Source organism: Lunatimonas sp. (genome assembly GCF_020832325.1).
Taxonomy (GTDB): Bacteria; Bacteroidota; Bacteroidia; order Cytophagales; family Cyclobacteriaceae; genus Lunatimonas.
Genome location: NZ_JAFIEU010000046.1, coordinates 13167 through 39656 on the forward strand (window position 1 = coordinate 13167; position 26490 = coordinate 39656).

Sequence of the window (26490 nt, forward strand, 5' to 3'; positions counted from 1 at the left end):
CACGCTTGTGTCAATTTAACGTACCGCTGTCTTCAAAAACATAGCTTCGGTCTCTTTCGGAATAGACAATCCGTCTTCGGAAACTCACCTTTACCGAATCCAGAATATTGTACACCGTCCGTTCGGTCACGCCAAACTTCCTTGCCAGGTCCTTTGGTGAACCGGTTTTGCCTTTCTCGATCAGTTCCAACAATCTCATTGTTCGCTCGTAGTATTTTAATCCAGCCATAGTTGTTTTGATTAAGCGGTTGCGTGTAAATAAGTCCATTCCTGATATGCCTTGGCATACAAATTATCCCCGCCGATCAAGGCCGCGTGGGAACCTCGGGCAGTCACCTTGCCCTCCTCCAATACCACAATGCGGTCGCACTGCCTAGCTATTCCCAACCGATGGGTAACCAGCATCAGTCCGACCTGCTTTCGTTTACAATAGGTAGTTAATAAAGTAAGTACCTTTTTTTCCATGCCAAAATCCATGGCAGATGTGGATTCATCCAGTATCAAATAAGGGGTGCCTTTGTACAAGGCCCTTGCTAGGCAAACCAGTTGCCGCTGACCGCCGGAAAGGTGCTTACCTTCCTCTCCACAAAGCGTCAACAAGCCCTGACCGATGTCTGCCAACAGGGCATCAAATCCCGTCTCGGACAGAAACAACCCGACCTTTTCCAGTTCATTGGGGTCATTGGTCAGCGCGATATTGTCCAGAATCGTCGTGTTGAATACCTTTTCGTTTTGCCCGACCACGGCAAGGTTTCGCCGCCACTCCTGCACCGACCCCTCCGAAAGCCTCATTTCTCCCATCCGCAAACTCCCCTGTTCCGGCTGATAAAACCCCTGAAGCATATCCACCAAGGTACTCTTGCCGCTGCCGATTTTTCCAAATACTCCAACGGATTCTCCGGGGAGCAGCTCAAAATTAATTTGGTCCAAGAGTTTGGATTTTCCGGGAAACCTGAACGAAACCTGCTCCAATCGCAAAGATCCCAGAGGCCGTACAGATTGCTGCTGCACCTGCCCTACCGAAAGGTCCTCCACCTCTAGCCTCGATATCTCAAACAACCGATCAAACGCCACTTTGGCTTCTTGCAGTTGAAAATTTACCAAAACCAAGCCTGAAATTGCCGGCATCAAAGAGCCTCCTACGGTCACCAAGGCCATCATTTCTCCTAATTGCAGTTGATCCTGCAATACCAGCCAAACTCCAAAGCCAAAAATCACTGTGATATAGAATCCGGCAATCAGTTGAGTAACAAAAGAAAAGGAATTGCCGAGGAGGGCTAGCGAGTAGCCTTTGGTCTGAAAAAAATCAAAGATTCGGTTAATTCGGTCTCCAAAGACCCCTTCTTTTCCGTAGGACTTGATCGTAGCTATTCCGGACAGGGATTCGATGTATTGGGATTCGTTCACCGAATGTGCCGCCATCATTTCCCGTTGGGATGCGACAATTGGCCTGTGGTATTTTTTAGCCACCAAAAAATAGACCACCAACCCACTTACTCCGATCAATCCCAATTCCCAGGAGTAATAAAACAGATAGGCCAGTGAAACGATGATAACTAGGAAGTTGATCACCATATTGCCGATAACCAATGATACCGCATTTCGTATCCTTCCGGAATCATTTAAGCGGGCAATTAAATCACCTGTGCTGCTCCCTTTGAAAAATGATATCGGTAACTTGATAGCCGTGGTAATGAACGACTCTACTAGTCTCACATTCAAATCCTTCCCTTGCCGGGCCATAAAAATCCCCTGAAGGTATCCTAAAAATGAGCGTATCGCCAATAAAGCTCCCAAAACGGCCAAACCAATCAAAATCATTTGCACATCCTTTTTTGGCAAAAAATCATCGATCAGCTTCTGGGAGAAAATTGCCGTAGACAGTCCGGTTACCGCTACCAATAGCCCTAAAATCGCAGAAATCAGCAAAATGGGAATATCTGCCTTGATCAAGGACTGAAACCATTTCCACTGGGACCGCATGGCTTCCCGTGCAGGTTTAAACCGATCGGTAGGAAACAGCTCGAGAAGCGCCTTGGACTGCCACATGCCATCCAGTTCTTCCGGCAGCAGGTATATGACACCCCAACCCGGATCCCCAACGACAAACTTCCCCTCTTCGAACCCAAAGCACACCACAAAATGAAGTCGGTTGTCTTTTACCACGTGCAATATCACGGGGTGATCCAATGTTTTCAAATGCTCTAAGGAACACTCAAATCCGTTCGCTGCAAAGCCAATTTTTTGTGCCGCTTGGCACAAACCCAGCAAGGAAGTTCCACTCAAGGTGGTGCCGCTGTTTTTCCGAAGTTCATCCTGAGAACATGCTCCACCATACCAGTTGGCCACGGTGCTGAGGCAGGCCAAGCCGCAGGCAAACTCCCCGAGCTGCTTTACATGAATCCGATCAAGCTTTTCTTTAGACAGTTTCATAATAATGGCTTTTAGTTTGGGTTGTTGGATAAAGTAGCTTCGTTTCAGCCAGTAGATCGGCTAGCCGTTTGTGCTCCAGCTCATTTACCGTCCCCATGGTATGCCGAAACGCCCGGATGGCTTCCCGATAACTCGTGGCATGATCCAGCATGTGGCGAATCTTTTGCTGTATAACGACACCGCTGTCCTTCCGGATATTGCCCATTTGCCCCAACCCCAGATACACCAATCGCGCGGCACAACCGGGTTGATCCCATTTAAGAGATAGCGGGTAAGCTAGCATAGGAAGCCCAGCAGCAATACACTCCTTGATTGAATTAATTCCCCCGTGGTGAATCATCAAATCTACCTGCGGCAATAGTGCCTTCTGGGCCACGCTGGGAAATACAGCGACATTTGACGGTGTTTTGCAAAGGCGCCTAACATCCAGATAAGCACCTACACTCAATACAAAAAAAACGTCCTGCATATGGCTTGCTAGACGAATCACCTTGTTGAAAAAACGCTCGCATATCGTCAGATCGGTGACTGTTACGGTACCGAGCGAACAAAAAATCAGCTTTTTACCAGATGATTTGGCCAAATCTATCACCCGGTGCAGCCGTCGATCCTCCAGTGGCTGACCAAGCAGAACCTCCGGTAGCTTTCCGAAATAATACTTTTCACCTTGATGAAATGGAGCTGCAAAATCAAAGGACTTGGGGTAGGTAGCTATGATTGGCAATTCATTTATCCCTATTCCAAAACAACGACTGGTGTCTAGACTTAATTTGGACGGGCGATATTTTGCCCTGATCACTTCCTGGTATCTGCTATTCCCCAGTAAAAGTCTCTTCCACAATCCATTGTACCAGCTAGTTAGGTCTATCCGAAACCACGATGCTCGAACGAGCAGTCTACAAAAAACCGATCTAGCTGGAAAGCGCACACTTTGAAAGGGCGGGATACCCGGAGCCCGGTGTGGCAATGTCATGGTGGAAACCAACACCGTTGGCAGGCACATGCGTTCATACAAATAGGCTTTCAAAGCAAAATGATCGTCCAGCAATACAAGCGAAGGAGAGAGGGTATGTGTGGCGGCGACATACTCCAATCGGCGCGTCCTCATTTCCTCCATCAGCCGAGGCTTTCTTCTTCCTGACAATCGCTCCGCCAGCAGGCTGATCCATCCGTTCGCCTCTATCTCCGAGCGCTCTGGAATCAATAAAAACGGATTGACCAATATAACCCGATATCCCTTGCTACCTACCAAAGCGGAATAATCGGGAGCAGTCAAAAAAACGACCTCATAGCCCAATTCCTTCATCCAATCGGCCAGATTTAAGAATGCCTGAACGTGACCCATGGCTGGAAACGGATCCATCAATACTACCGGAGAAACAGATTTTACCGAATTCATTTTAATTGCTGTTAGGTAAGTGATTTAATAATGAAGCCACTTTTGCCGGTCCTTCGAACCTCCAAACCAATTGTCCGTCCATTCCGAATATCATAGAAACCGGCACCTTGGATACCTGAAACCTAGACGCCACCCAGGCATCCTCATCGCAAACGAAATAGACAGAATTCTCTGATTCCCAGTCAAACGATTGCTTAAACTCTTCAATATCTGTCCGATCCTCAGAGGATACAAAAACCAACAAGGCAGGTTCAAACGCTTTCCTGTTCTGATTGATTTGAGAGATCTCGTGCCTGCATAGATCGCAACCGGAATGAAAATATATTATCATTATCGGCATCTTGCCGACAAAGTCCGATAAGTCTAGAAAGGTCCCCTCTACTGTCTTCATCGGACGCTCTCCAATAGAAAAACCGGTTGCTTCCAACTTTTGCAATCTCTTGTACTTTCCAATTATAGACCAGCCCAAGACTCCTACGAAAAGGAAAACCAACATTAGTACCGTGTATTTTGCTCGTGTGTGCATCTACATCATATTTAAGGTAAAAAACATAACCAAGATCACCCAGCAAAACATACCCATGCCATAGGAGGTAACCACGATGCGTGAACTTCTGAGAAATGGGATCTCCACTTCCTCCTTTAGAAAATAAATGAGTAGCACGATATACGCCAATTCAAAGGCGTTGACCAATTGCAAGGGGTAAACAAAAATCTGATGCAGGGTAGAATAGTCAAAAAAACTAATGGCTGAAAGCGGGTAGTATTTCATGAACGCATCATAAGAGAAGTCGCCGGAAGAGATTACCATGATCTTTATCAGCACGGCGATCACCAAAATACTCTCTGCGTATACAGCCACATTAAACAAGCGTGAAAGTGGCTGATTATGATGGTAATTGGCAAAAAATAATCCGCTATACAAAAGGGCAGCCACCAAAAATGCCTTTACCACAAAGATCAATACAGAGAAAAGGAGGCTGAATTTACTCCAATATTTTAGTTGGTCTAGGCCCTCCAAAAGCACATGCTCCGGAATATCCAGATCACCCTGTTCCAGTATCTGACGGAAGATTAAACTCTCCAAGTCTATCAGATAGAAATTTACTGCATAAATCACTACCGCGTAAAAGACGATGATCAATAAGCTTTTCATAAAAAACATGTTAAAGAAACTCAAACAAGATTAACTAACCTTTCGGCTAACACCACCTGCCTTCAACACAGAAATGAATACACTTACAAACAAAGGAACGGAACGATGATTTGATAAGAGATTTGGCCAAAAGGAACAAAAAAATAGTGCTATTCCACTAAGCATACCAGTTTTTGATCCTTGAAGAAAAATCCCGATAAAATAATCACCTAGAAGGCCTGATGAATTAATACCTTGGTGAATTAAACAATATTTACTTACAATTTTTCATCAAATCATTACAATGACATAATATTAGGAAATTCAAGTTAAATAGTCAAGTGTAAAGACAAAAAAATAAAATGAACGCCTATAAATGTGATTTCAAGAGCATAATATAATAAACAAACAGATACTATTTCTCAAAAAAGAGGCTCGCCTCTCTCTTGAAAGAGTTAACATAACCAACCATTACCCAAAGGATTTCGGGTATCCATCAAAAGGAATCTGAGAGAATAAAAGCAAGGCCACTTGACTTACTAAATACAAGTGGATATCGTACGGGATTGTCTATCGTTTGTTTTTTAGAGGTCACAACTTGTCCCGGATTATCGGAATACCTGCCTTTCTGGTAGACAAGCCCGATCTCATTTACTAATCAACTCCTCAAAATCATCCCGAACATAGATCACATTACGGCCCAGTTCTATCCAGCGCTTTTTCTCCAGTTGCTTGAGCAGTCGGGAAATGACTTCCCTGGAGGTACCCAGTTCATTGGCGATTTCCTGATGGGTGGTATGCAGTTCATTGGCCCGAAGCTGCTTCATCTTGGTGACGATGTATCGCATCAGCCGCTCATCCATGCGCTTAAACGCCACTGCATCCAAGGCCACCAGCATCTCCTGAAAGCGGTGCTGATAGGTGCTGGATACGTAATCCTTCCATTGCTTGAATTCATCCGTCCATTGCTCGTGCAGCTGCACGGGCACCGCCAGGATGGTTGTTTTCTCCTCGGCTACCGCACGGATTTCACTCGGCCTATTGGCACTGCAGCAGGTAAGCGAGAGGGCGCAGGTTTCGCCCGGCTCCAAATAGTAAAGAAATAGCTCCCTCCCATCTTCATCGGTTCGCAGCACTTTGATGGCCCCCTCCAGGACGATCGGTACCATACGAACAAACTGACCGGGTTCCATGATAGCTTTATCGGCTTCAAACTCGATTATTTTACCCTCTTTGGCCAAGGCCTCCAATAAGCGGGTGTCGGTGATGGCCGGTAAGCGATCCCGAAGATCCTCTATTTCTATCCTGTTCATGTAAGACTACGATTTATTTTTTGATAAAAACACATCCAGTGAAAAGGTATTGGCCGGCATAAACTGGATCAGTAGCACAAAAAACCCGAGATGGATCATCTGAGAAGGATAAGCGCCCCAGTTTTCAATGGCTGCTGTTCCCAGCATCAGCAGCAGCATAAAGGTAGCCCCCACCACGGCAGTCCAGGTGCTCTTGAAACCCAACAGCAGGAGCACACCTAGCGCAAACTCAACAAAGGGAATGGCCAGGCTGAAAGGCCGAACCAGCAGCACGGGCAGCATGGAGTCCGCAAAATCAGCCACCATCTTGTCGCTAAAGGCGGTAAGCTTGGGTAAGCGTACCAGGCCATGGCCAAGCATGCTGACCCCAATGCCGAGGCGAATAAATAAAAAGGAAATTGGATTCATACGTTGCTTTTTTTGTCTCTACCCGTATAGGCACCCTTGCCTAACGCGCTGCCCGAATATCCACTGCGTGAGACCCTGTTCCCAAAGTTGCCATAAATTCCGTAAATGCCCAAATAAGCCAGGAGAAGATTACGTAGGGAAAAATACCGAAACCAGCCTGGGTCAAAAATAACGATCCGATCAAATCGGCATAAGGAAAAAAAGTAGCAGCAAACGTTGCTACAGCTGGCTGATAAGAAAAAGGTCCCTTGACCATATTGCCAAGGGACAGACTGGACGGAATTACCTATTCTCTGGTTACCGGTGACCAAACCGGATGAACCCTCACACTGGCATCGGAAAACACCAAGGTCTGTGCAGGCCCATTCACTCGAGTCCTGACCAAGGGGAAACTTGTTGCAAATGCAGTATAGATAAGGAATTCGGATTTATCCGGAGAAAGCGTGAAAGACCGAAGGATCATACCGGGAGTCAATCCCATCGTGTCACTTAGCTTTGTATCTCCGGTGCCGTCCAGATTTACTTGCCAGATTTCATCTTGATCATTTCTGTTGGTTAGCCTTTTCAAATAGAATACGGTATTATCGTTCCCCAGCATGACGTTGAGGTATATGGCTCCCTCATTCACTGTCTGGATATCGGATCCATCCATATTGATCGTTGCCAATACCTGACGGGCAGTTTCACCGGGCCGATTGATGACTCTTACACCCAGAAATCTCTTCCCATCTTCTGTGACGGCATGGGCAACAAATAAATCCTCATTTGTAAAATCAATCTCTGTCCTTTCCTCAGTTTCTAGATCATAGGTTACAAGTTTAAAAAAATTCCGAAAGCTTACTTTCTTTCCGTCCGGATGCCAGACAGGAAGAAGCTGAGTGGTAAGTGCTGGGTTATCATTTGAAATAAAGGGAATCATTTTCAGGTTCTCCCCATCTACGTCCATGACATACACCTGAAGCGTACCTGATTGTTGGTCATTAAAGACGATCCGGGTACCATCCGGAGAAATCCTCAAGCTACTTGGATGGGAAATTACTTGATCGATTACCATCCTCTCATCGGTTCCATCTGGCTTCGAACTGTAAAATTTAAAACTTGTAAAATTTTCCCCTTTTCCATACACAATCCGGTCCCGAAGGATGGCCCTGCAGCCGACCTCAAACTCAACGGTGGCGGTACCGTTGGCCGTCACGTTCACTTCGCGCACCATGTTGCCGGTCCCCATACAGTGGGAGGCAATGCCGGAAAGCTCTACCTGATACCGGCCAACTTGCCGGTTATTGATCGTCGTTTCCCCGTTGGCATCTACCTCCACGGGGGCTACCCCCTGCACAGTCAGCGTGTATCCATCCGGATCATCGTCTCCACCCACGGTGGTTACTTTTACCACGATATTGCCGGTAGCTTCCAGGGGATCGGTAACAGGTGGTGCGGGGGAAGCGGTTTCATCCTCGCAAGAAGGCAAGGTTAGCATCGCCGCGACTACCAGCACCAATACCCCCTTTTTTGAGGCCAAAAAATCCCGCAGGGGCATTTGGGCGGATTTGCCTTTTTTTGTGGTGGATTCGGAGTAGCACTCCACCTTTTTCGATTGGATGTTTGTCTTGTTTTTCATAAATCGTATAGTAAGTAGTTGTGAATAAACTTGTTGACAAATTCAGGTATCAGGTCCTTTCTGCTCCTTATTCGACAGTACAGGCTGAATGAGATTTTCAACGCAGGTTGTCTATCGCCTCGCGCTCTCTGCCATGAATCCTCGAATACTCGGGGTGGTCCTACCCCGGCGGGGAACTGGCTTCCTTCACATCTTCAAAATGCCCTACAAAATCACGGCTCGGAAGCAATCCAAAATACCTACACCCTATACGACGAAGCTGGTTGCTACCGAAATACGCTCCGGCTTGGAGAAAACAGCCATCTTCCTCCTTGATATGAAATTTAATTGGTTGTATTTTATTAAAATTGTAAAAAAGCGAAGCACCGGAGCAAGCAGTATAAAATTTTACAAATTGTGTAAACAAATAGCGGGATTTTGGCGGTAACCTTAAAACAACCTGGATTGGATAAGCCATATTTAACGGAAATAGGAGTTAAACTAAATTCAATCCTATATCCGATGGTAAAAAAGTTTGTTACCCTATACTACCGCACTTTTTGGAAAAAATGTGACTCAACCAACAGAACTGATATAAGTTGTCGTATCGCCGGGCCAAAAAATAAGCCCGGCATTGAACCGGGCTGGGAAATTGAAAGTATGGGAGGGCGAATCAGCGGGCTCTCCAAAGATCCTTTAGCGATCGTCCGTTAATCTGCATGACAAAGCGCGCAGGGTTAGAAATCAATACAATTCGGACATCCTGCCCGTCAAATTGCTCCGACTCTATGGGAACCCCTTCCTTGCCCTTTACCTCGTAAGAAACGATGCCCCTGGCATCTGCCAATAACGGTACATAATGGTTTGCCAAATAGGCTGATGGGAGTAGCACGTCATTATCTGAGTTGAGTGAATCGTAAATGCGCTCCAACTCCGCTTCCAAACCATCGCCATAGGTTTCGTTGAAATCATCCTCCAGGTCATGAAGCTGCTCCTCTAGATCATCGTAATCGGGATCAGCATAGGTCTTCTTGCTTAGCTTTATTCTCAATTCAATAATTTCGGTGAGGTCCTTGTCCAGTTGATTTAGATCCATAGTATATTCAGCTCTTTAAATTTTAAGAATGAAGGTAGATAATATTGCAACAGTTTCCAAAAAGCCGTAGGCTGAATTGAGGCTCTTGGGCTTCCATAGCGCCAATAATGGGCACACAGCTGCCGGAACCGCCAGGCTACTTTCCAAAAAACAACGAATAATTTTTACGTTTCCCATGCGTTAACCCAGATAAATTCCTAATTTCAATCCAACGAACTTACTTCATACAAGAAACAAACTTTTTCCAAACCATGACAGATGCTTCAATCCTAAACAAAGCCCAAGCTTGGCTGAACAGTAACATTGACGAAGAATCCAAAAACCAGATCAAAGCCCTGATGGCTGCCCAAGATTCCAGCGAATTGATCGATTCCTTTTACAAAGACCTGGAATTCGGCACCGGAGGTTTGCGCGGCCTGATGGGTGTCGGTTCGAACCGCATGAACGTCTATACCGTGGGTATGGCTACCCAAGGCCTCGCCAACTACCTATTGGCATCCTTTCCAGGGCAGGAGATTTCAGTGGCCATCACCCATGACTCCAGAATCAACAATACGCTCTTTGCCGATACCACTGCGAATGTGATGAGTGCAAACGGTATCCACGTAAAATACTTCCGGGAAATGCGCCCTACCCCCATGCTTTCCTTTGCCATCAGGCACTATAAGTGCCAAAGCGGCGTGATGGTCACCGCTTCCCACAACCCGAAAGAATATAACGGATACAAAGTTTACTGGGAAGATGGGGGGCAAGTGGTGCCGCCACACGATAAAAACATCATCACGGAAGTACTGAAAATCAAATCGGTAGACGATGTGAAGTGGACCCGAAACGATGCCCTGATCTCGTATATCGAAGAGGACCACGACTTGGTATACCTTGCGGAAGTCAAACGACTGTCCATGTCTCCCGAAGCCATACTGGCCCAAAAAGACCTGAGTATTGTGTTTTCTCCCATTCATGGTGCTTCTGGTACCATGGTCCCAAAGGCTTTAAAGATTTTTGGGTTTGAAAACATCCATATCGTCAAAGAACAGGCCGAACCCGACGGAACATTTCCTACGGTAATCTACCCGAATCCGGAAGAGGCCGAAGCACTTTCCATGTCCGTAGCCCTAGCCCAACAGGTAAAGGCAGACTTGGTCCTGGCCTGTGACCCGGATGGAGACCGATATGCGGCCGTAGTGCCAAACGAAAAAGGAGAATACGAACTGCTCAACGGGAACCAAACCGGATCCGTCATCGTCTACTACCTCTTAAACAAATGGCGGGAACACGGGAGGCTGACCGGCAAGGAATATACAGTAAGTACTATTGTCACTACCGACCTGATTGGTGAAATCAGCAGGGGCTTTGAAACCGAATACTTCTCTACCTTGACAGGCTTCAAGTATATCGCCGAAGTGATCCGGGCAAACGAGGGAAAGAAGACCTTCATAGCCGGGGGCGAAGAAAGCTACGGTTTCTTGGTAGGGGATTTCGTGCGGGACAAGGACGGCGTGTCGGCCTGTGCCATCGTAGCGGAAATCGTAGCCTATTACAAGACCAAGGGGATGAACCTTATCGATGTTTTGGCCGAAATCTACATGCAGTTTGGGTTTTACAAGGAATCCCTCATTTCCATTACCAAAAAAGGGAAAGACGGTGCCGAGCAAATCCAACAACTGATGCAAGGCTTCCGCACCAATCGACCCACTGCCATCAATGGGGTGAAGGTGACCAAAATCATCGATGTAAAAGAAAGCAAGGTGTACGACATGGTCAGCGGAACCGAAGAACCGCTGCACTTGGACAAATCAAACGTGATTCAGTTCTACCTGGAAGATGGAAGCAAGATCTCCGCCAGGCCATCGGGTACTGAACCAAAAATCAAATACTACATCTCGGTAAATGAAAAACTACCAAGCCGCGACGCATATCGAACCGTGGAAGCAAACTTGGATAGACGAATGGATGAACTGAAAAAGTTCTTTGGGTAATCCGGTAAAGAATAACATACACCAAACGAAGACAGCGCGTCGCCTTATCGGCAACTGCGCTGTCTTTTTTAAGGGGCAACCAAAAAGTGTCTGCTATTCAGTCCATTGTTCCCCTCCTTATCCATCTACTCAAAAAGAGCGCTACCTAATTCACTACTTTCCTGCTGTCGATGTGTCACCTACTAATCCCAGGTTAATCGACCATACGGGCACCTTCAGGTAGGTGACCAAGTTTTCCGTCACGCTGGGTGCGAATAGCTGCTGCAAATCAGAACGCCCGTGCGTGGCTACGGCAACCATATCGGCACCCAATTTTTCGGCGAATTGAATAATTCCACGTTCCTCCTTGTAGGCACTGTAGTGATGAACCGCGTAGTCCGAATCCGCATATTTCTCCAGAAATTCCCCAGCCAGCTGCTCAATCTGGGAATCTTCCAGGAAGTTTGTGGGCGTGTTCACATACAATAGGTGCAGATAGAGTCCCATTTTCGCCGCAAATTCCGCCACTTGTTTTAGCGCCTTGCCTGAGTTCTCCTTCAGATCCGTCGCAAAGACGATACGATTAAACGAAACCGGATCTTCGATATTCTTCACCACCAAAACGGGAACCCGCGCCTTCCGCAACACATGGTAGGTATTCGACCCCAGCATATGCTCCTTCCATCCGTATTGCCCGTGCGACCCCATCACTACCATGGAAGCATGCTCTCGCTCTACAAAAGAAAGGATCTGATCCTTCCCGTCGCTAAAGCACAGCTGCTCTCCCACGGTGACGCCCTTGGTTTTGGCCTTTTCAACCCGCTCCGCCAAGGCCGCTCTCGCCCTGCGGATGGCCTCTTGGGTCTCCGGAAACAACCGCTCTTGGTCTTTGGAAAGCTTTGCCCAATTCACCGGTGTATGAAGGACATGGAGCAGCACTACCTCCCCCGGCTGCTTTTGGGCCAATTGGATGGCATAATCGAAGGCAGCATCCGCATGGGGGGAGAAATCGGTGGGAACTAGGATCTTGTTCATCTGAAATGGCTCTTTAGAAGATTAATAATGATAAATATAAAAAAAATAGTATATTACAAAGCTAGTTTGTGTCAGCCTCTCTCATGACTTTGGTCATGCCTGCTAGCTGTCGATCAGTTGAAAAATTGCCGTTCAGCTATTGGGGCTGTGCACTACGCAAGCCTGTTTTCTGGTGTGCTTAGATTTATTGCCTAGTTGACGAAGTTGAAAAATGACCTGTATCCTTAAAAATCTCTGGCTTTTACCTTTTTTATCTGTCACGTGGTGGGGGTGTTCGGAGAATAAAACCGACGATTCTGAGCTTTTACCCACCGTTGTGGTACAAGCTTCCCAAATCCTGCCTTTTGATCAAGCCGCCACAGAGGTAAGTTTCATTGCGTTGCGAATTCCGGAAAACCAGGCCATTAACCTTTCTTGTCGTTTCTCCGAACTGACCGTATACGGGAACGAACTTTATTTTGTCACTAAATGCATGAATCAATTCGCTATCCATGTTTTTGATTGGGAGGGGAACTACCGTCGAAGCTACGAAAAACAGGGAGATGGCCCGGAGGAGTACGCTTGGCTACAGGGTCTGTACATTAAAGACGACACCCTCACCCTAAGTGCCGGCAAGGGCGAGCTGGTGCAATACCGATTACCCGATTTTCGGTTTTTAAGGCGGATCGAGGTAGGAAGCTACCTTTTTCTCAACAATTTCAGGGCACTCGGGTCGGACACATGGCTGCTTTCCGGTGAATACGACGGAACGCTGGATGCGGATGGAAAATATCCCGTTTTCGTAAAAAAAGACGTTCAATCGGAGAAATCTGAGGGAATAGGATTGCTCGGAACCCCTGTATCAGCCGAAATCAGCGAGGGTGAGATAGCTGACTTTGGCCAAGGATACCTGCTTAACTACGCCTTTTCGGACACTATTTTCCATTTTTCAAATGGGAAGGCAGAACCTATCGTTCGGATGCATTACGGAGACAGGCACCCTCCTACAACAGCCATCTACCTGGAGGAGGAGGCATTTTTCGAATCCCTCCAAACCCAACGCATGGCATTCAATATGGGAAACATAGGACATACTGATGGCACTTGTCGTGTTCGGGTTTTCGGCCTTGAAAAAAAGGCCTCTTTTGACCTGGATGATGCCGCTTCATTTCCTATTTACGAGGTTTTCTTTTCGATAGACTCCCCAGAACCAGTAGCGATACCCATGCTTGGAGCCCTCAATGCGAAGGGAACCTTCCATGCAGGATATTTTTTCGATACATTACAACCTGAGGACTGGGTCCGTGCACTGGAAACAGGAAGCCTGGGTTCACATGGCGAATCATTGCAGCAGGTAGTAAGCCGGGACAGCGATTTTGAAGAGCCTGTGATAATCCGCTACCAGGTCAGGACCAACGGTCGCTAACGCAGGTAAGCTATAAAAAAGGTATTTTTGGGGATTATAATCCCTGAAAATACGTATATTTGGGGGTTATAATCCCTAAATATGCATATTAACCGAATTCTGGAAGAAAAACTGGCTGAAAAAGTTGATTGGAAAAAGGCCTTGATTCTGCTTGGACCAAGGCAAGTGGGAAAATCCACGTTGGTTCATAAATTGGCCCGTACGCTTGATCCAAATTTCCTGCTGTTAAATGGGGATGAAATTCAAACCCAAGAACTACTTTCCAATTCAAGCCTTGAGTTCCTTAAGGCCTACTTAGGCGATTCAAAAGTTATTGTTATCGATGAGGCCCAGCGAATTCCGAATATTGGATTAACACTCAAATTAATAATTGATAATTTCAACCATGTCCAGTTGATTGTCACAGGGTCATCTTCGTTGGAACTGGCTAGCACTGTAAAGGAACCTTTGACAGGCAGAAAATGGGAATACCGAATATTCCCTGTTTCATGGGAGGAAATCAGGGGCTGGAAAGGCTTAGCCAAAGCCATGTCCCAACTCGACTCACTTCTGGTTTTTGGATCCTATCCGGAAATACTAACTCACTCTGGAGAAAAAATCCCCCTACTTCAAAATCTTTCTTCAAGCTACTTGTACAAAGACCTGCTTAATTTTCAGGGCATTCGGAAACCTGAGTTGCTTGGCAAATTACTTCAGGCGTTAGCCTGGCAAGTAGGTTCAGAAGTCAGTTATAACGAATTGAGCAACACCATACAAGCAGACAAAGCTACTGTCTCCAATTACTTGGATCTATTGGAAAAGGCCTACATACTATTCAGATTAAACCCCTACAGTAGAAACCTTCGATCCGAAATTACAAGTAGCCGAAAAATATATTTCGTAGATAATGGCATGCGCAATTCCATCATTGGAAATTATGCGCCGCTTTCAAGTCGTAATGATATTGGACAACTTTGGGAAAACTTCCTGATGGCTGAACGTCAAAAATTACTCAATTATCATGGATTTTACGGAAGGACCTATTTTTGGAGAACGGTCAAAGGTCAGGAAGTGGACTATATTGAGGAAATAGATGGGGAAATCCATGCCTTTGAATTCAAATGGAGTCCCAAATCCAAAGGAAAAATACCCGATTCGTTCATCAAAACCTACCATCCCAAGACGGTCAAAATCGTTCACCGGGAAAACTACTGGGAATGGTTAAGTACCTATCCTTATAGTTGAAATCGAAACTCCTAAGAATAGGCTTGTCGAGAACTTCCCAGCGTGACCAATATCACCTAAACAAACCGGTAATTTTATTACCTTTAGGTTAAAATCAAACGAACCATGGGATACTACATCGCAAGAACATTTGAAAAACAAGACATCCAAACGCTCAGGGAACAGGTGGAAGCGGCACTCAAGCAGGAAGGCTTCGGCATACTGACCGAAATAGACATACAGGCCACCATGAAAAAAAAGCTGGACAAGGACTACAAACCCTACTTGATTTTGGGTGCCTGCAATCCGGTTTTTGCAGATAAAGTGCTGCAGGCGGAACCCAACATAGGAGCCCTGCTACCCTGCAACGTGACCATTCGTGAAACCGACTCCAACGAAATGGAAGTAGCGGTAATGGATCCGGCAGCGGCAATGATGGCGGTAAAAAACAACGCCATCGAATCGCTGGCAAATGAAGTAAAGCAAAAGTTGGAACGGGCACTCGCTTCGTTGTAGCCAGTAATGGAAAGTAAAACCTATCGCTTGACCCCTATTTCCCGGCCTTTTTGTTTCCAGTAACGTGGGAAGAATAGTGGCCGGGACATTTTTTTTCTATTCCATGCTCACTACCTTTAGATAGTGTCTTATCCGATAGGCTTGAATACTTCTCTATCGGCGGTAAGGTGTGGGATTCTGCCAGATAAATGCTTGGCGGGCCATCCCAATCTTCGGGATTGGACGTAAAGTGATCGTTTTAAAACAACCAATAAGCCCATGGTAATCCGATTTTGAGGTATTCGACGAAACCTACGGGAAATATATATCTCACCCAAGGCAGTCCCGCTGATCCGCACCAATCACCCAAACAGCATGCCCTTCCTTGCTTGGAGTCAGGAACAGGGCAAATCCCGTTCCGTCAACATTCAGCCCCGCCACGGGCAATAGGCGTCAGTTTGAAGACAAAAGTTACTGGTGCCCGAAAAAACCGAAGGCTAATTTTCGACCACTTGGATTAGTACAAACTTAGGGACAAGGCTTTGAAAAACCCTACTCTTAGTTAATACTAAAACGCACCAGTGTCTCTGATGCCAACTCGCGCAGGAGTGCGGTTGTGTTCAAACATCTATACATGCTACTTCACGGCAATCCACAAAATTCCAAAGAACAGGAATTCTTTTTCTCCATGGTCAACCTGCCAGCAAAACCTATGGCGAGCTATGTAAACCTACTGACCTTCCTCATGGTGGCAACAACCCAGCTAAACCGGAAACTTGACAACCCTGAAAATTTACAATTAGACCTTTTTCCACAAAGCAAGAGAGGTAATTTTAACAAACCAAGCAATGTAGCGCAAATAAACCAAAAATCGTGGGATTTTGGCTATCTTTAAAATTAGTCCCACGCCACTCATCTTTATTAGAATTGATCGACAAAAATTAAATTTCAAAATTGCTAAGCGTTTGTAGATCATCGAATGTCATAAACCAAAGATGAAATCGAGCATGACGCAAGCGACACACACTGGGATGACTATCCGCCATGCGAGATTCCATGTGACCATTGAAAAATCAACTATAGACACATGAAATCGAGCACGACGCAAGCGACACACGGAGGGACGATTGTAATACGTGCGAGATTCCATCTGACCGCTAAAGAACAAATTATAAACAGATGAAAAATAGCGTCTCAGATATTTATTCGGAGCTCTTAATTTCTACCCAAATTCCCCTAAGTTGGTTTACCACATTTTTAATGATTTCATTCTCTTTCTCTAGGACTTCAGGTTCAGTATTTGCTTCGGGGTATAAATTGTACAGTTGATTAAATTCCTCATCTGACAAACTATAGAACCTTTTTCCAGAGTTAGCAACAAATTGTCTTTCAATAGTAACCTTACTGCTTAGGTCGGATTTAATTCTGGAATATTCCTCCACAAGTAATGACCCGTTTTTTGCCCAGTAATTTGTATCATACGGAACCATGCTTTCTAGCCCGATTCTAGACATTGCTCTTCTCAGATTCTCTAAATCTTCCTTATTAACCGGCTTATAGTTTTTAAGATACATCTTTTCGATAATGGAAGACTCATTACCCAGTTCAAATGGTCTGGGACGAAACAAGTTTCTTTCTCCAAAAAACTTAGCTTCCAAACCTATCTCTCTCGGCAAAATGGTAGCATTTTGTCTATCATAAGCCACCGAAAGAACCCCACTGATCTCCCGGGTTCGGCCACCTCTCTTCAGTGGGAAATTCAAATACCTATAACTAGAAAAATTAAATATCAATCTTTCTACCATCTCACCACTACTGGTCAAATAAACTATGCCCTCACCTACCAAAAACAAAGGAAGTTTATCATCTGCTTTGAATTGATCCTTGACAGTAAAATAAATCACATCCATTCCGTTATCAATACCATATTTGAAATCATAGTATTTCATGCTTTTTTCATCCAAAGGCCCTGACAGCTCCAAAGCTCTGTAAATCTCCCTTGCATAAAATGGAGAAATCAAATAATCTTGATCCCTACTGACCTGGGTATTAAATCGACTGGCAATAGTGTCTCCTGCCAAAATCCAATGGAAACTTCTCCTGACCTCCATGGGAACCAAATGATTATAAGCTTCTCCCGAAGAATTATTACTTGCAAAATCCCATGGCTTCCACTTGCTATTTCCGGAAAGCAGTGAAAGACCATCTGCCTCATAAAAATCCAAAATTTTTCCATTTTGACTGACCATGAAATGCCCAGAAAAAGTCCCTAAATGAGGAGAAGAAATATACTCGGAACTTATCTGCTTTGAAAGCTGCTTTATATGATCCCTAGGATCCTTAAAAAACTTAATTTCAAAAGTCTGCAAAGCCACGTCTTCGTACTCCAAAAAAATTTTTGTCAATCGGTTTTCCACCACTTGGAAAACGGTATCTGAATAGAATAGACTCTTAACCTGAAAATGTCTCCCCACAGGAAGCGTAACTACACCAACACTATCTGCTAAGGCTTCTACTTCACCCAATTGATTGTATAGCGGTAAAAAGGGGGCAGAAATCAAGCTCTTTCCATCTTTGAAAAAAAACTGGACACTTCCTCTACCTTTTTCTACTTCTTGAGAAAACAGCGGCGTGGTTGCAATAATCGTTAATAAGAATAAGATTTGGCTTTTAATTGATTGATTGAGTGCTTTCATTATGGTGTCAATTATCCGGTAACTCGAACCTTAAAAGTTTTATAGAATCTTCCTCTTTGTCTGGACGGTACTTAAACTCACCGTAATAATACGGTGCTTTATACCCTACAAACTGAAAGCCTTTTGGAACCTCTACATCTCCTATCAGTGTATCATCACGATAAATCTGCATGCCGTCTACTAATGGATTGGATTTGGTATATCCTCTGAATAAAAGTCCCGTCTCCCTGACATAATCTACTGAATGATAATAGCCATAACGATCCCTGTCCAACTTCCATACAGCTTCATACTCTTCTACATCCTCAGCTTTGAAATTTTCGTAAGCTATATTCATTTCCTTGCCAGCCACCCCAAAAGCATATTGTACTTCACCAAAACCACTTAACTTATACAAAATACTGTCCGCCTCATATCCTTGGATGTAAGTATCAGCATCTAAATATGAAAATGGAGCCCCAGTCAAGGTGGATAGAAATCTGTACCGATGATATATGGGAGAATACCCACCATGAATAGATACCTTAGGGTCATCTGGATTCACTTTGCCTAAAACCCTCGCTTCTTGATAAAATTTTTCATGCCAGAGATAATTAAAATCCGGATGAGGAATAGTGATTGAAAATACTAAATTGCCTCGGTAGTCGTGTCCTAGTTTCAAATGTTCAATAAACACATCATAATGACCTACATTGTGGGCCTTAGGATTGTTTAGTAGTTCTTCATAAGATGTATTTTCATGATAAAAATCGAATTGTCCTCTCTTCACTATCTCCCAATTTTTATTGATAAAAAAATATTGATAGCTACCACCTAAAATTACCAGATAATCATCCATGATCGTTGTCTCTAGGATAATATTGTTTATTGAATTTGGACCATCACCTCTTCCCAAATTGGTAGATCGATGAACCAGATCATCCGAAAACACATGAGCTGATACCAATTTCCTGTCTAAGAGTGTAAGGCTATCATTGAAAATAACCCAGGTTCCAAGCCCTGAGAAAAAAATATCATTATTGATCAGTGTATCTATTTTGATGCTATCGATTGAGATTTCCTTTTTTGGAGTGAACTCAACAGATTCCCCTAAATACTTCACCCCGTTATCTTCTTGGCAACTTGTACAAATGACTAGAGTTACTAACAAAAAAAAATAAACACTTTTGCAATTCATAAATGCTTTGAATAAAGTTTCTAAACAGGAAGGATTGGAAAGTTTCAATCCTCTCAAATTTAAAATTAATTACAATTACTACCCCATGAATTAAAGTCTCCTGTACCTCCAGAAAACTCAGCACATTTTCTATTGAAGCTAATGTAATTTCCACCACTACAAACTGGCCCATGACACCTACATTTTAGTGCATCGGTATCTGGTGGCTACTGATTTTCAATAATTTGGGCCATTACCAAATTCCCCACTTCAATCGGCGCAATAGATGGTGGGACTTTGTCCTATTCGAAATCCAAACTGACCATGATGCTCAATACCTCCCGATAGCTATTTCTACAATCCAAATACTCCTACAGCTATACAGCGTAGCCACTTGCTTATTTTTAGATAGTTTTTAATTACTTTATTGATTTTGTTAAAAATTAATCAAATACCCTAAAATATATTTCTATAAATTATGACTTTTCAAAGAAAATCAATTTTATTTCAAAAACCAATAATTCCTCGAAAAAATCACTTAAAGCAATACGCTACGACGTTAAAATTTTTATGGTCAAATGGTTCCTAATTGCAATATTTTTTATTGAACAATGTTTTTTAAATCATGACTGATTGAATAAATTTCAGGCTTTCACAATCAGGGAAAAAGTTTTGATTTTGAGACAAATACCTGTAAATCAACCGACAAATTTCAATTTTTTATCAAAACAGGTCAAAACCGCTTTATCGGTCACCTGAACGACCACATCCAAACAGCTTTGGAGTATGCCCCGGAGCACTTGACATTGAAAAAAAATAGGGCAAATAAGGAAGGAACGGAAGAAGAAGATCTAGCCATATACAGGAGGCACCAGTATTTTCTTACGAATTCAAATAGGGGCCGCCAGAAGGGGATCAACCAGCTTCACCTTCTTGCCTCAGGCACCCGTGCGTACCAAAAAAGAAAATAAACGGCCTTCTTGAAGGGAATTAAATAAATTGGCCTATCCCGGCAGTATACCGAGGCAGTTGGCAAGATCGACAACTTTCAGCTGGCCGTGCAATGGGTAGCTAAACGCTAAAACCTACCGCAATTTAGATCAAAAAAAGGCTCATTTTCACACTCCAAGTGCATGAAAAAGAGCCTCTTTTGGCACGCATCACCTGATTAGCCCTGACCTACCGGGCTGCTCAGTAAGGAAACTCCCGCTACTTCTCGCTGAAGTCTCCTAAACTCCGCTCTCAACGTTTCCACACTATCCATCGTATCGACTGCCTGTTGCTCGATCAACTGCTGATAGTATTGGATTCCATCCAGTAGGTTCTTCTTGAATTTCTCCACGTAGTTCTCAAACTTCTGACTGTTCTCCGCCAACGGCTTCTCAACCTCCCGTTTGATATACCCTACGTAGAGTTGAAGTTCCTTGACAAACACATGGGGCCGCTGGGGATCGAGGGACAAGCTTATTTTTCCATAGATATGGTCCACCATTTCCTTGAGACTGAAAACCCCTTTGAAATAGGCCAGGTTTGGTCCCGGACAAATGGTTACGGCGCTCAGGTTTCTTCGTGGGGTATGCCCTTCGTGCAAAATGGCAGGGGCGCTGAGTCCCTCGCATAGGCAATCCTTTTCCATGGCTTTATCTAGCTCTTTGGCAGAAATCTCCCCTCTCTCCTGCTGCTTTGCTTTCAAATGCAAGTACTCTCGGGAAGCGGTACAGATGGGTTTGTCTCCAAATTCTGTGCTGAACGACAGAAATTTCTTATAGCAAGGACTTCCTGCCCGTTTTTTTTGGATGCGTGCCATGCGTTGTTCCTCCGCGCTGCTGTTTCGCAAATTGTTGAAAGGAACGCCCAAAGGAGAAGCATCGCTCAAGTAATAGTCTGACTGCCGGGACGCCAAAATACGCTGAAGAGTATCTTCGTCTACGCTGGTAGCCTCCGGCACCAACAGAAAGGGACTGCCCCAGCCGGTGCCATCCAGCTCGTAATGATCCAGCAGGAAGCGGTCTTCCTCCGAATTGCCGATGCCTCCTTGGTAGGTGATTTTGGGACGGGCATCTTCCGGCAGACGAAGGCCTTTGGCTTGTAAACCGGCATTGCACGCCTCCCTTAGCGTTTGGGCCAGCACCTGCCTATTTGTCTTAAATTCTTCCAGAATGGGCCCAATCAAATACCCATCCGTCGCAAAGGCATGGCCTCCGCAGTTTAACCCGGACTCCACCCGAAATTCCGACACCCACAAACCCTTCTTGGCCAAAAAGCGGCCTTGAATCAGGGCAGATCGGTAGTCACTGACCTTCAGTATGATGCGCTTTTTTATGTATCCGTCCTTATCCGGGAAAAAGTCCGAAAAATTCTCCGCATAGCTGTATAGGGCAGGGTTTAGCCCTGCGGAGAAAATAACCGATCCATCCAGTTCGCTGTTGGCAAAGCCTCTGAGAGCAGTGAGTGCATCCGAATATTCTCTTGGAAGGGCATTCCCCTCTTTGTCCGTATTTAGCTTATCCACCTTCGTCATGATATTGACGTCGATGGATCCTGGTACGATATGGCTTCTGAGCTCCTCTTGCAGCCTAACACGCTCGGTACCGGTTTTCGACAGCATCTGAACATAAAGCGAGTGGACGGGATGGTCGGTGGGCAGGAACTCGAAGTAAACATGGATGTCCCGGTCGGTCTCAAAGTCCTGGTTTTTGAGATCCGAGCATTGCCGTTGCACCTCGTGATGGAGCAGGTTTAGGTAAGCGGTCGTGCGGAGTGCCTTGTAATCAGGCACCTGCTCGTCTATAGCGTCAAAAGGGATACCCAGCTTGCTGCTGTGAATTCGTCGCATGTCTTCCAACAAAAAATCGTCTACGATGGAAACGGCACTCGAAATGCCAAATTTGGCAACTTTAAGGGGGGTGTCAACAGTAAACCCCAATCCCATTACGGGGATATGAAATGAATGTGGGGAGGTAGTTTGCTTCATGGAAATGTGATCAATTTAGCCCAGTATCAGGCAACGACAAATATATAGTGCACCGCAAAAGCCACCTACGATGAAACTCACCCATAAGTATGATTTAAATCATCTATTTCAGTTGATGGGGATCAGTTCGATCCCAAAAAGTCCAGCTCCCTTCCATTCAGTTTAAGGTAAAAAAAGGGAGCTAATGAACCATTTTGGTTCCCCCTCCGAGATTACTACCAAGCGACTTCCAAAGGCGATTGCCCGTTCCAATGGATCTATCGAAACAGCGCAAAAATAAATCTTGCCGAATCGCTTGTAAATGAAATCTTTTCCGCTACATTTCAGCAATTATTCTTTCATTATGAACGCCTTTTTTAAATCGATCTTGGTGCTGTTTTCGATTTTTCGTTTCTGCACCCCCGGGCATGCCAACGAGCAGACTCCCCACTACTCCACCGTTAACAAGGAGCAGCACATTACGTTGCTAGATAACTACAGCTACCTTATTTCGCTAAAGCAAATCACCACGATTGTTAACAGTGAAGGTTCGGCCCATGGAGGGTACCGGTTTGTCGTTGATGAATTCACCAAATTGGAGTACTTCGACCTGCGGATCGTAGACCCTATCAGCGGAAAACTGATCAAACGGGTCAGGGAAAAAGACCTGAAGTCACGGGCATTGATCAGCGAAGGAACCTTCTTTCAGAACCTCGTCCTGATGTACTTTGACTTGGATCAGGTAAAATTCCCGGCCCGTGTAGAAATGGAGGTCAAATTACATAAGACCGGCAATTTCAACATGCCCACTTGGTATCCCACCCATTTCTTCAACCAAAAAGTACAGACATCCACACTCGAAATACAGTATCCGGAGGCGCTGGGCATGCGGTATAAAGCCGTCCATCTGGACGAGCCAAAGGTCTCATCCGTCGGCACCGGACACCATACCTTTTTTTGGCAGGTCGAAAACATGGATCCCATGGATTCGGAAATCAAATCAGCGGACGTGCCGCGGATTGAAATCGCCCCAAATCATTTTGCCATGCAGGGATATCAAGCAACGATGGATTCGTGGAATTCTTTGGGCAAGTGGTTCCATCTATTGAATCAAGGGAAGGACAATATTCCCGAGTCAACGAAATCGCTGGTGGCCGATTTGACGAAGGGGCTGGATAACGACTACGATAAAATAAAGGTTCTCTATCAGTACCTTCAGAAAAACTACCGCTATGTGAGCATTCAGATGGGCTTAGGAGGTTGGATGCCGATGGCTGCCTCTGAGGTGGTTTCCACCAAATACGGGGATTGCAAAGCACTGACCATGTTAATGAAAGCACTGTTAGCCGAGGCGGGAATTGAGGCGTACTACACCTTGGTCTATGCTGGAGAAATGGACGAGCCTTTCGACTTGGATTTTCCTTCCAATCAGTTCAACCACGTTATTCTACAGATTCCGACCCAAGACAAAACCCTTTGGTTGGAGTGTACATCGAGTACCCTTCCCGCAGGGTATTTAGGGTCCTTTACAAAGGACAGACCTGCCTTGGCCATTTCACCCGAGGGAGGCAAAATCGTTCATACTCCCTCCTACAACACAGCCGAATACAACACCACCCACCTTACCTTGGAAGTGGAGCTGACCGCGAATGGCGACGCAGAAATAAAAGGACACCTGCTGCATAAAGGGGCACCTGCGGAATCATTGCACAGCCTGGCCTATCAAACCGGAGGAAGTGAAAAAAAGGATTACCTAATCCGGAAAATCGGAGGTGCCGGCCTTAGCTTGGAGGACCACACCCTTACGGTTGGCTCCGAAAAAGAACTTCCTACCGCCGATTTGGCATTTTCCGGTTGGGTGGGTCGTTTTTCCCAAAATACCGCCAAACGAACGATCATACCGGTCACATGGGCAAAGGGACTACAGATCAACGAAAAAACAGGTTCCGGAACGATATCAGAGGAGACAACGGTCATTATCCCCGGCCCATTGGAATGGGAATCCGGATTGGATGGTTGGGAACTGAAAACTGCCCATACCCACACCCAGATAAAGCCCGAACTTAGCGAACGTACACTGAAAATTGTAAAAAGCATTCATTATTCATTTCCCGAGGATTTTTCACAGGAGGAAAAGGCCGCCGAATTGAGTCTGATCAAAGTTCTTTTACAGCAGCAATTTATTTTCAAAAAACAACCATGAAATCGATCCATTTTTATCCTCTCCTTCTGGCTGGGATCCTCATCCTGTGCCATAGTGCCATAGGGCAGCAATCAAAGTATGGAAAATACCAGGCAAGCGAATGGGAGCTTACCGAGGTACCCTTTGACCCCGACGCGGATGCGGTGGTATTGGACGAAGAAAACATCTCCTTTATTTCCAATTATGTGCTTCTGAGTGAAATAAACCGGCGGTTTAAGGTGTTGAAAGAAAGCGGAAAATCCATCGGGGATGTGGTGATCCGGTACTATGCCAAAGACCAAATAGAATCGATCCAAAAGCTTCGGGCCCAGATCGTACAGTTGGAAAACGGACAGGAAAAGGTTACCAAGCTGGGCAAAGACGACTATTTTGAAGTAGATGCCGGAAATGGTTGGCGGGAAATCCGCTTCACCTTCCCCAACGTACAAACCGGCTCCATCCTCGAGTACAGCTATACCAAAAGGGATAAATCGATTGTTTTTATAGACGGATGGGTATTCCAAAATCATATACCAACTCTTCGATCGACTTACCATTTGGAAATTCCCGGCGAACTCGAATACCGGATGCTGGGCCAAGGCTTTAACGTGATTACCAGTAACTACCGTAAGGAAAAAGGCTCCTACCAGTGGAACCTTACGAATCTACCCTCCATAAAGGAAGAACCCTACATGAACAATCCGGGGGACTACCTGGAAAAGGTTCAATTCCAGCTGGCCAAACATGAAGCGCAAAGCCAATCCATGGGAATCGTGCAATCCAATTCCACCAGCTATTTCCGCGATTGGCAAGATCTGGGCAACTGGTTTATGAACGAAAAATCATTCGCCACGTACCTAAAGCCGGATCGGAACACGCAGCGAAGTTTGGTTCAGGAACCTGCGAGCGAGCGATCCCCCCTAGACCTGATCCAAAAAATCTATCAGCACGTCACAGATAACTTTACCTTCAACGAAAAGCCTGGTGTATTCCCCAGCCAAACACTTAAGACAACCTTGGATCTACGCACCGGAAAACGGAGCGACATAAACCTAGCTTTGCTTGCGTATCTTCGGGCAAACGGTATCGAGGCCTTCCCGCTGCTGATCAGCAGTAAGGGAAATGGCCGGTCCCACTTGGTTCACGCCCCCTTCGCCGATCAGTTTAACCAATTGATTTTGGCCATCAATACGGGAGAAAAACTGATTTACGCGGATGCAACCCAAAAAGATCACCCATTAGGATATCTATCACTGCCCTCCTTGGTGCATGAAGCCTTCATTTTGCGTGATCCCGGAAGTGGCCTGATCGATATACAGGTGCCCCACCTATCTGGATTTAATCAGTTCGTAAACGTCAAATGGGACGAGGCCGGCTATTTCAAGAAAGAATCCAGCTTTCGTTTCTCCGACTACGATGCACTCGCTATGGGCGGACTGAAAACCGACGCCGAAAAGGCCGAATTTAGAAAAAAGATTGTCACTGTAGAGGATGACCAAGTGCTTTCGATAAAATCCGAGCTTACTTCAAAACTTAACAAACTCACCCACGAGTCCACCCTTAGCACCAAATTGTTCGCTCCAGAAACAGCACCTTTCCATGTGTTACCGTTTTCCATTACCCGCTGGAAAGAAAACCCGTTTACCTCGGATACGCGTAATTTTCCGGTAGATTTTAACTACACCGTAACCGACCGCTTTTCCTTCAAAATGGATATACCGGAGGGATATGAGCTGGACGATTTCCCGGAAAATATCAATCTGACCATTCCGGACGGCACTATGCTGTTTAGCTATGTGGTGACTGCCTTAGAAGCCATTGTGCAGGTGAACATGGTCCTTCAGATAAAACAGGAGTACGTCGATGCCGAGCAATATCCGCACCTAAAGTACTTTATGGATGTGGTGACAAGCAAATTGAAGGAGCCTGTGATATTGAGAAAAACAGATCTTCAAGCCACTGCCAGCAACCACCCCTAGCGACCGAAGGAGAAATTTGGAACCCAATTCGTCGGATTGGGTTCTTT

At 45.2% G+C, this 26490-nt stretch carries 19 protein-coding genes; 6 read left to right on the forward strand and 13 right to left on the reverse strand.

Annotation, left to right across the window (positions count from 1 at the left end):
• Positions 1-10 precede the first annotated feature (10 nt).
• From JJU34_RS17805 to JJU34_RS17845, 9 genes are all read right to left on the reverse strand, one after another.
• The gene (locus tag JJU34_RS17805) at positions 11-229 is read right to left on the reverse strand and encodes an HTH domain-containing protein (protein WP_228693767.1); all 219 of its coding nucleotides are present in this window, start codon (positions 227-229) and stop codon (positions 11-13) included.
• 11 nt (positions 230-240) lie between these two features.
• On the reverse strand, positions 241-2433 hold the full coding sequence (locus tag JJU34_RS17810) for a peptidase domain-containing ABC transporter (protein ID WP_228693768.1): 2193 nt from the start codon (positions 2431-2433) through the stop codon (positions 241-243).
• A complete protein-coding gene (locus JJU34_RS17815; protein ID WP_228693769.1) occupies positions 2420-3832 on the reverse strand; it encodes a glycosyltransferase in 1413 nt (470 codons plus the stop codon). The genes JJU34_RS17810 and JJU34_RS17815 overlap by 14 nt, the downstream gene beginning before the upstream one ends.
• A 1-nt stretch (position 3833) precedes the next feature.
• Positions 3834-4358 carry a TlpA disulfide reductase family protein gene (locus JJU34_RS17820; protein ID WP_228693770.1) on the reverse strand — a complete coding sequence of 175 codons (525 nt, stop codon included), beginning with the start codon at positions 4356-4358 and terminating at the stop codon, positions 3834-3836.
• A complete protein-coding gene (locus tag JJU34_RS17825; RefSeq protein WP_228693771.1) occupies positions 4359-4988 on the reverse strand; it encodes a hypothetical protein in 630 nt (209 codons plus the stop codon).
• A gap of 626 nt (positions 4989-5614) precedes the next feature.
• Positions 5615-6271 carry a helix-turn-helix domain-containing protein gene (locus JJU34_RS17830; protein ID WP_228693801.1) on the reverse strand — a complete coding sequence of 219 codons (657 nt, stop codon included), beginning with the start codon at positions 6269-6271 and terminating at the stop codon, positions 5615-5617.
• 15 nt (positions 6272-6286) lie between these two features.
• Complete coding sequence (locus tag JJU34_RS17835; RefSeq protein WP_228693772.1) at positions 6287-6688, reverse strand: DoxX family membrane protein; 402 nt, start codon at positions 6686-6688, stop codon at positions 6287-6289.
• Positions 6689-6974: 286 nt separating this feature from the next.
• The gene (locus JJU34_RS17840) at positions 6975-8306 is read right to left on the reverse strand and encodes a hypothetical protein (protein ID WP_228693773.1); all 1332 of its coding nucleotides are present in this window, start codon (positions 8304-8306) and stop codon (positions 6975-6977) included.
• A gap of 652 nt (positions 8307-8958) precedes the next feature.
• A complete protein-coding gene (locus tag JJU34_RS17845; protein ID WP_228693775.1) occupies positions 8959-9381 on the reverse strand; it encodes a hypothetical protein in 423 nt (140 codons plus the stop codon).
• Between the two features lie 251 nt (positions 9382-9632).
• On the opposite strand from JJU34_RS17845, the gene JJU34_RS17850 reads away from it, so the two are divergent.
• Positions 9633-11360, forward strand: coding sequence for a phospho-sugar mutase (locus tag JJU34_RS17850; RefSeq protein WP_228693776.1), 1728 nt, complete (start codon positions 9633-9635; stop codon positions 11358-11360).
• 153 nt (positions 11361-11513) lie between these two features.
• Here the strand turns inward: JJU34_RS17850 and JJU34_RS17855 are convergent, their stop codons facing one another.
• Positions 11514-12374, reverse strand: coding sequence for a universal stress protein (locus tag JJU34_RS17855; protein ID WP_228693777.1), 861 nt, complete (start codon positions 12372-12374; stop codon positions 11514-11516).
• Positions 12375-12585: 211 nt separating this feature from the next.
• Between JJU34_RS17855 and JJU34_RS17860 the strand changes: the two genes are divergently transcribed.
• The 3 genes from JJU34_RS17860 to JJU34_RS17870 all read left to right on the forward strand — a co-directional run bounded on the left by JJU34_RS17860 (position 12586) and on the right by JJU34_RS17870 (position 15498).
• A complete protein-coding gene (locus tag JJU34_RS17860; RefSeq protein WP_228693778.1) occupies positions 12586-13779 on the forward strand; it encodes a 6-bladed beta-propeller in 1194 nt (397 codons plus the stop codon).
• An 81-nt stretch (positions 13780-13860) separates the two neighbouring features.
• Positions 13861-15003: an ATP-binding protein gene (locus JJU34_RS17865; protein WP_228693779.1), complete on the forward strand. Its 1143-nt coding sequence runs from the start codon at positions 13861-13863 to the stop codon at positions 15001-15003.
• A 105-nt stretch (positions 15004-15108) separates the two neighbouring features.
• Positions 15109-15498 carry a DUF302 domain-containing protein gene (locus JJU34_RS17870; protein ID WP_228693780.1) on the forward strand — a complete coding sequence of 130 codons (390 nt, stop codon included), beginning with the start codon at positions 15109-15111 and terminating at the stop codon, positions 15496-15498.
• 1181 nt (positions 15499-16679) lie between these two features.
• Here JJU34_RS17870 and JJU34_RS17875 read toward each other — a convergent pair.
• The 3 genes from JJU34_RS17875 to JJU34_RS17885 all read right to left on the reverse strand — a co-directional run bounded on the left by JJU34_RS17875 (position 16680) and on the right by JJU34_RS17885 (position 22303).
• Complete coding sequence (locus JJU34_RS17875) at positions 16680-18173, reverse strand: hypothetical protein (RefSeq protein ID WP_228693781.1); 1494 nt, start codon at positions 18171-18173, stop codon at positions 16680-16682.
• Positions 18174-18180: 7 nt separating this feature from the next.
• Positions 18181-19398 (reverse strand): hypothetical protein, encoded by a 1218-nt coding sequence (locus JJU34_RS17880; RefSeq protein WP_228693782.1) that lies wholly within the window; start codon positions 19396-19398, stop codon positions 18181-18183.
• 1099 nt (positions 19399-20497) lie between these two features.
• Positions 20498-22303 carry a hypothetical protein gene (locus tag JJU34_RS17885; protein ID WP_228693783.1) on the reverse strand — a complete coding sequence of 602 codons (1806 nt, stop codon included), beginning with the start codon at positions 22301-22303 and terminating at the stop codon, positions 20498-20500.
• A gap of 343 nt (positions 22304-22646) precedes the next feature.
• Here JJU34_RS17885 and JJU34_RS17890 point away from each other — a divergent pair, with 343 nt between their 5' ends.
• Positions 22647-24485: a DUF3857 domain-containing protein gene (locus JJU34_RS17890; RefSeq protein WP_228693784.1), complete on the forward strand. Its 1839-nt coding sequence runs from the start codon at positions 22647-22649 to the stop codon at positions 24483-24485.
• The gene (locus JJU34_RS17895) at positions 24482-26443 is read left to right on the forward strand and encodes a DUF3857 and transglutaminase domain-containing protein (protein WP_228693785.1); all 1962 of its coding nucleotides are present in this window, start codon (positions 24482-24484) and stop codon (positions 26441-26443) included. Before JJU34_RS17890 ends, JJU34_RS17895 begins: the two co-directional genes overlap by 4 nt.
• The last annotated feature ends 47 nt before the right edge of the window (positions 26444-26490 follow it).

Coding starts and splice junctions, on each gene's coding strand:
- JJU34_RS17805 (WP_228693767.1), bottom strand. CDS start 229: ATGGCTGGATTAAAATACTACGAGCGAACAATGAGATTGTTGGAACTG.
- JJU34_RS17810 (WP_228693768.1), bottom strand. CDS start 2,433: ATGAAACTGTCTAAAGAAAAGCTTGATCGGATTCATGTAAAGCAGCTC.
- JJU34_RS17815 (WP_228693769.1), bottom strand. CDS start 3,832: ATGAATTCGGTAAAATCTGTTTCTCCGGTAGTATTGATGGATCCGTTT.
- JJU34_RS17820 (WP_228693770.1), bottom strand. CDS start 4,358: ATGCACACACGAGCAAAATACACGGTACTAATGTTGGTTTTCCTTTTC.
- JJU34_RS17825 (WP_228693771.1), bottom strand. CDS start 4,988: ATGAAAAGCTTATTGATCATCGTCTTTTACGCGGTAGTGATTTATGCA.
- JJU34_RS17835 (WP_228693772.1), bottom strand. CDS start 6,688: ATGAATCCAATTTCCTTTTTATTTATTCGCCTCGGCATTGGGGTCAGC.
- JJU34_RS17840 (WP_228693773.1), bottom strand. CDS start 8,306: ATGAAAAACAAGACAAACATCCAATCGAAAAAGGTGGAGTGCTACTCC.
- JJU34_RS17845 (WP_228693775.1), bottom strand. CDS start 9,381: ATGGATCTAAATCAACTGGACAAGGACCTCACCGAAATTATTGAATTG.
- JJU34_RS17850 (WP_228693776.1), top strand. CDS start 9,633: ATGACAGATGCTTCAATCCTAAACAAAGCCCAAGCTTGGCTGAACAGT.
- JJU34_RS17855 (WP_228693777.1), bottom strand. CDS start 12,374: ATGAACAAGATCCTAGTTCCCACCGATTTCTCCCCCCATGCGGATGCT.
- JJU34_RS17860 (WP_228693778.1), top strand. CDS start 12,586: ATGACCTGTATCCTTAAAAATCTCTGGCTTTTACCTTTTTTATCTGTC.
- JJU34_RS17865 (WP_228693779.1), top strand. CDS start 13,861: ATGCATATTAACCGAATTCTGGAAGAAAAACTGGCTGAAAAAGTTGAT.
- JJU34_RS17870 (WP_228693780.1), top strand. CDS start 15,109: ATGGGATACTACATCGCAAGAACATTTGAAAAACAAGACATCCAAACG.
- JJU34_RS17875 (WP_228693781.1), bottom strand. CDS start 18,173: ATGAAAGCACTCAATCAATCAATTAAAAGCCAAATCTTATTCTTATTA.
- JJU34_RS17885 (WP_228693783.1), bottom strand. CDS start 22,303: ATGAAGCAAACTACCTCCCCACATTCATTTCATATCCCCGTAATGGGA.
- JJU34_RS17890 (WP_228693784.1), top strand. CDS start 22,647: ATGAACGCCTTTTTTAAATCGATCTTGGTGCTGTTTTCGATTTTTCGT.
- JJU34_RS17895 (WP_228693785.1), top strand. CDS start 24,482: ATGAAATCGATCCATTTTTATCCTCTCCTTCTGGCTGGGATCCTCATC.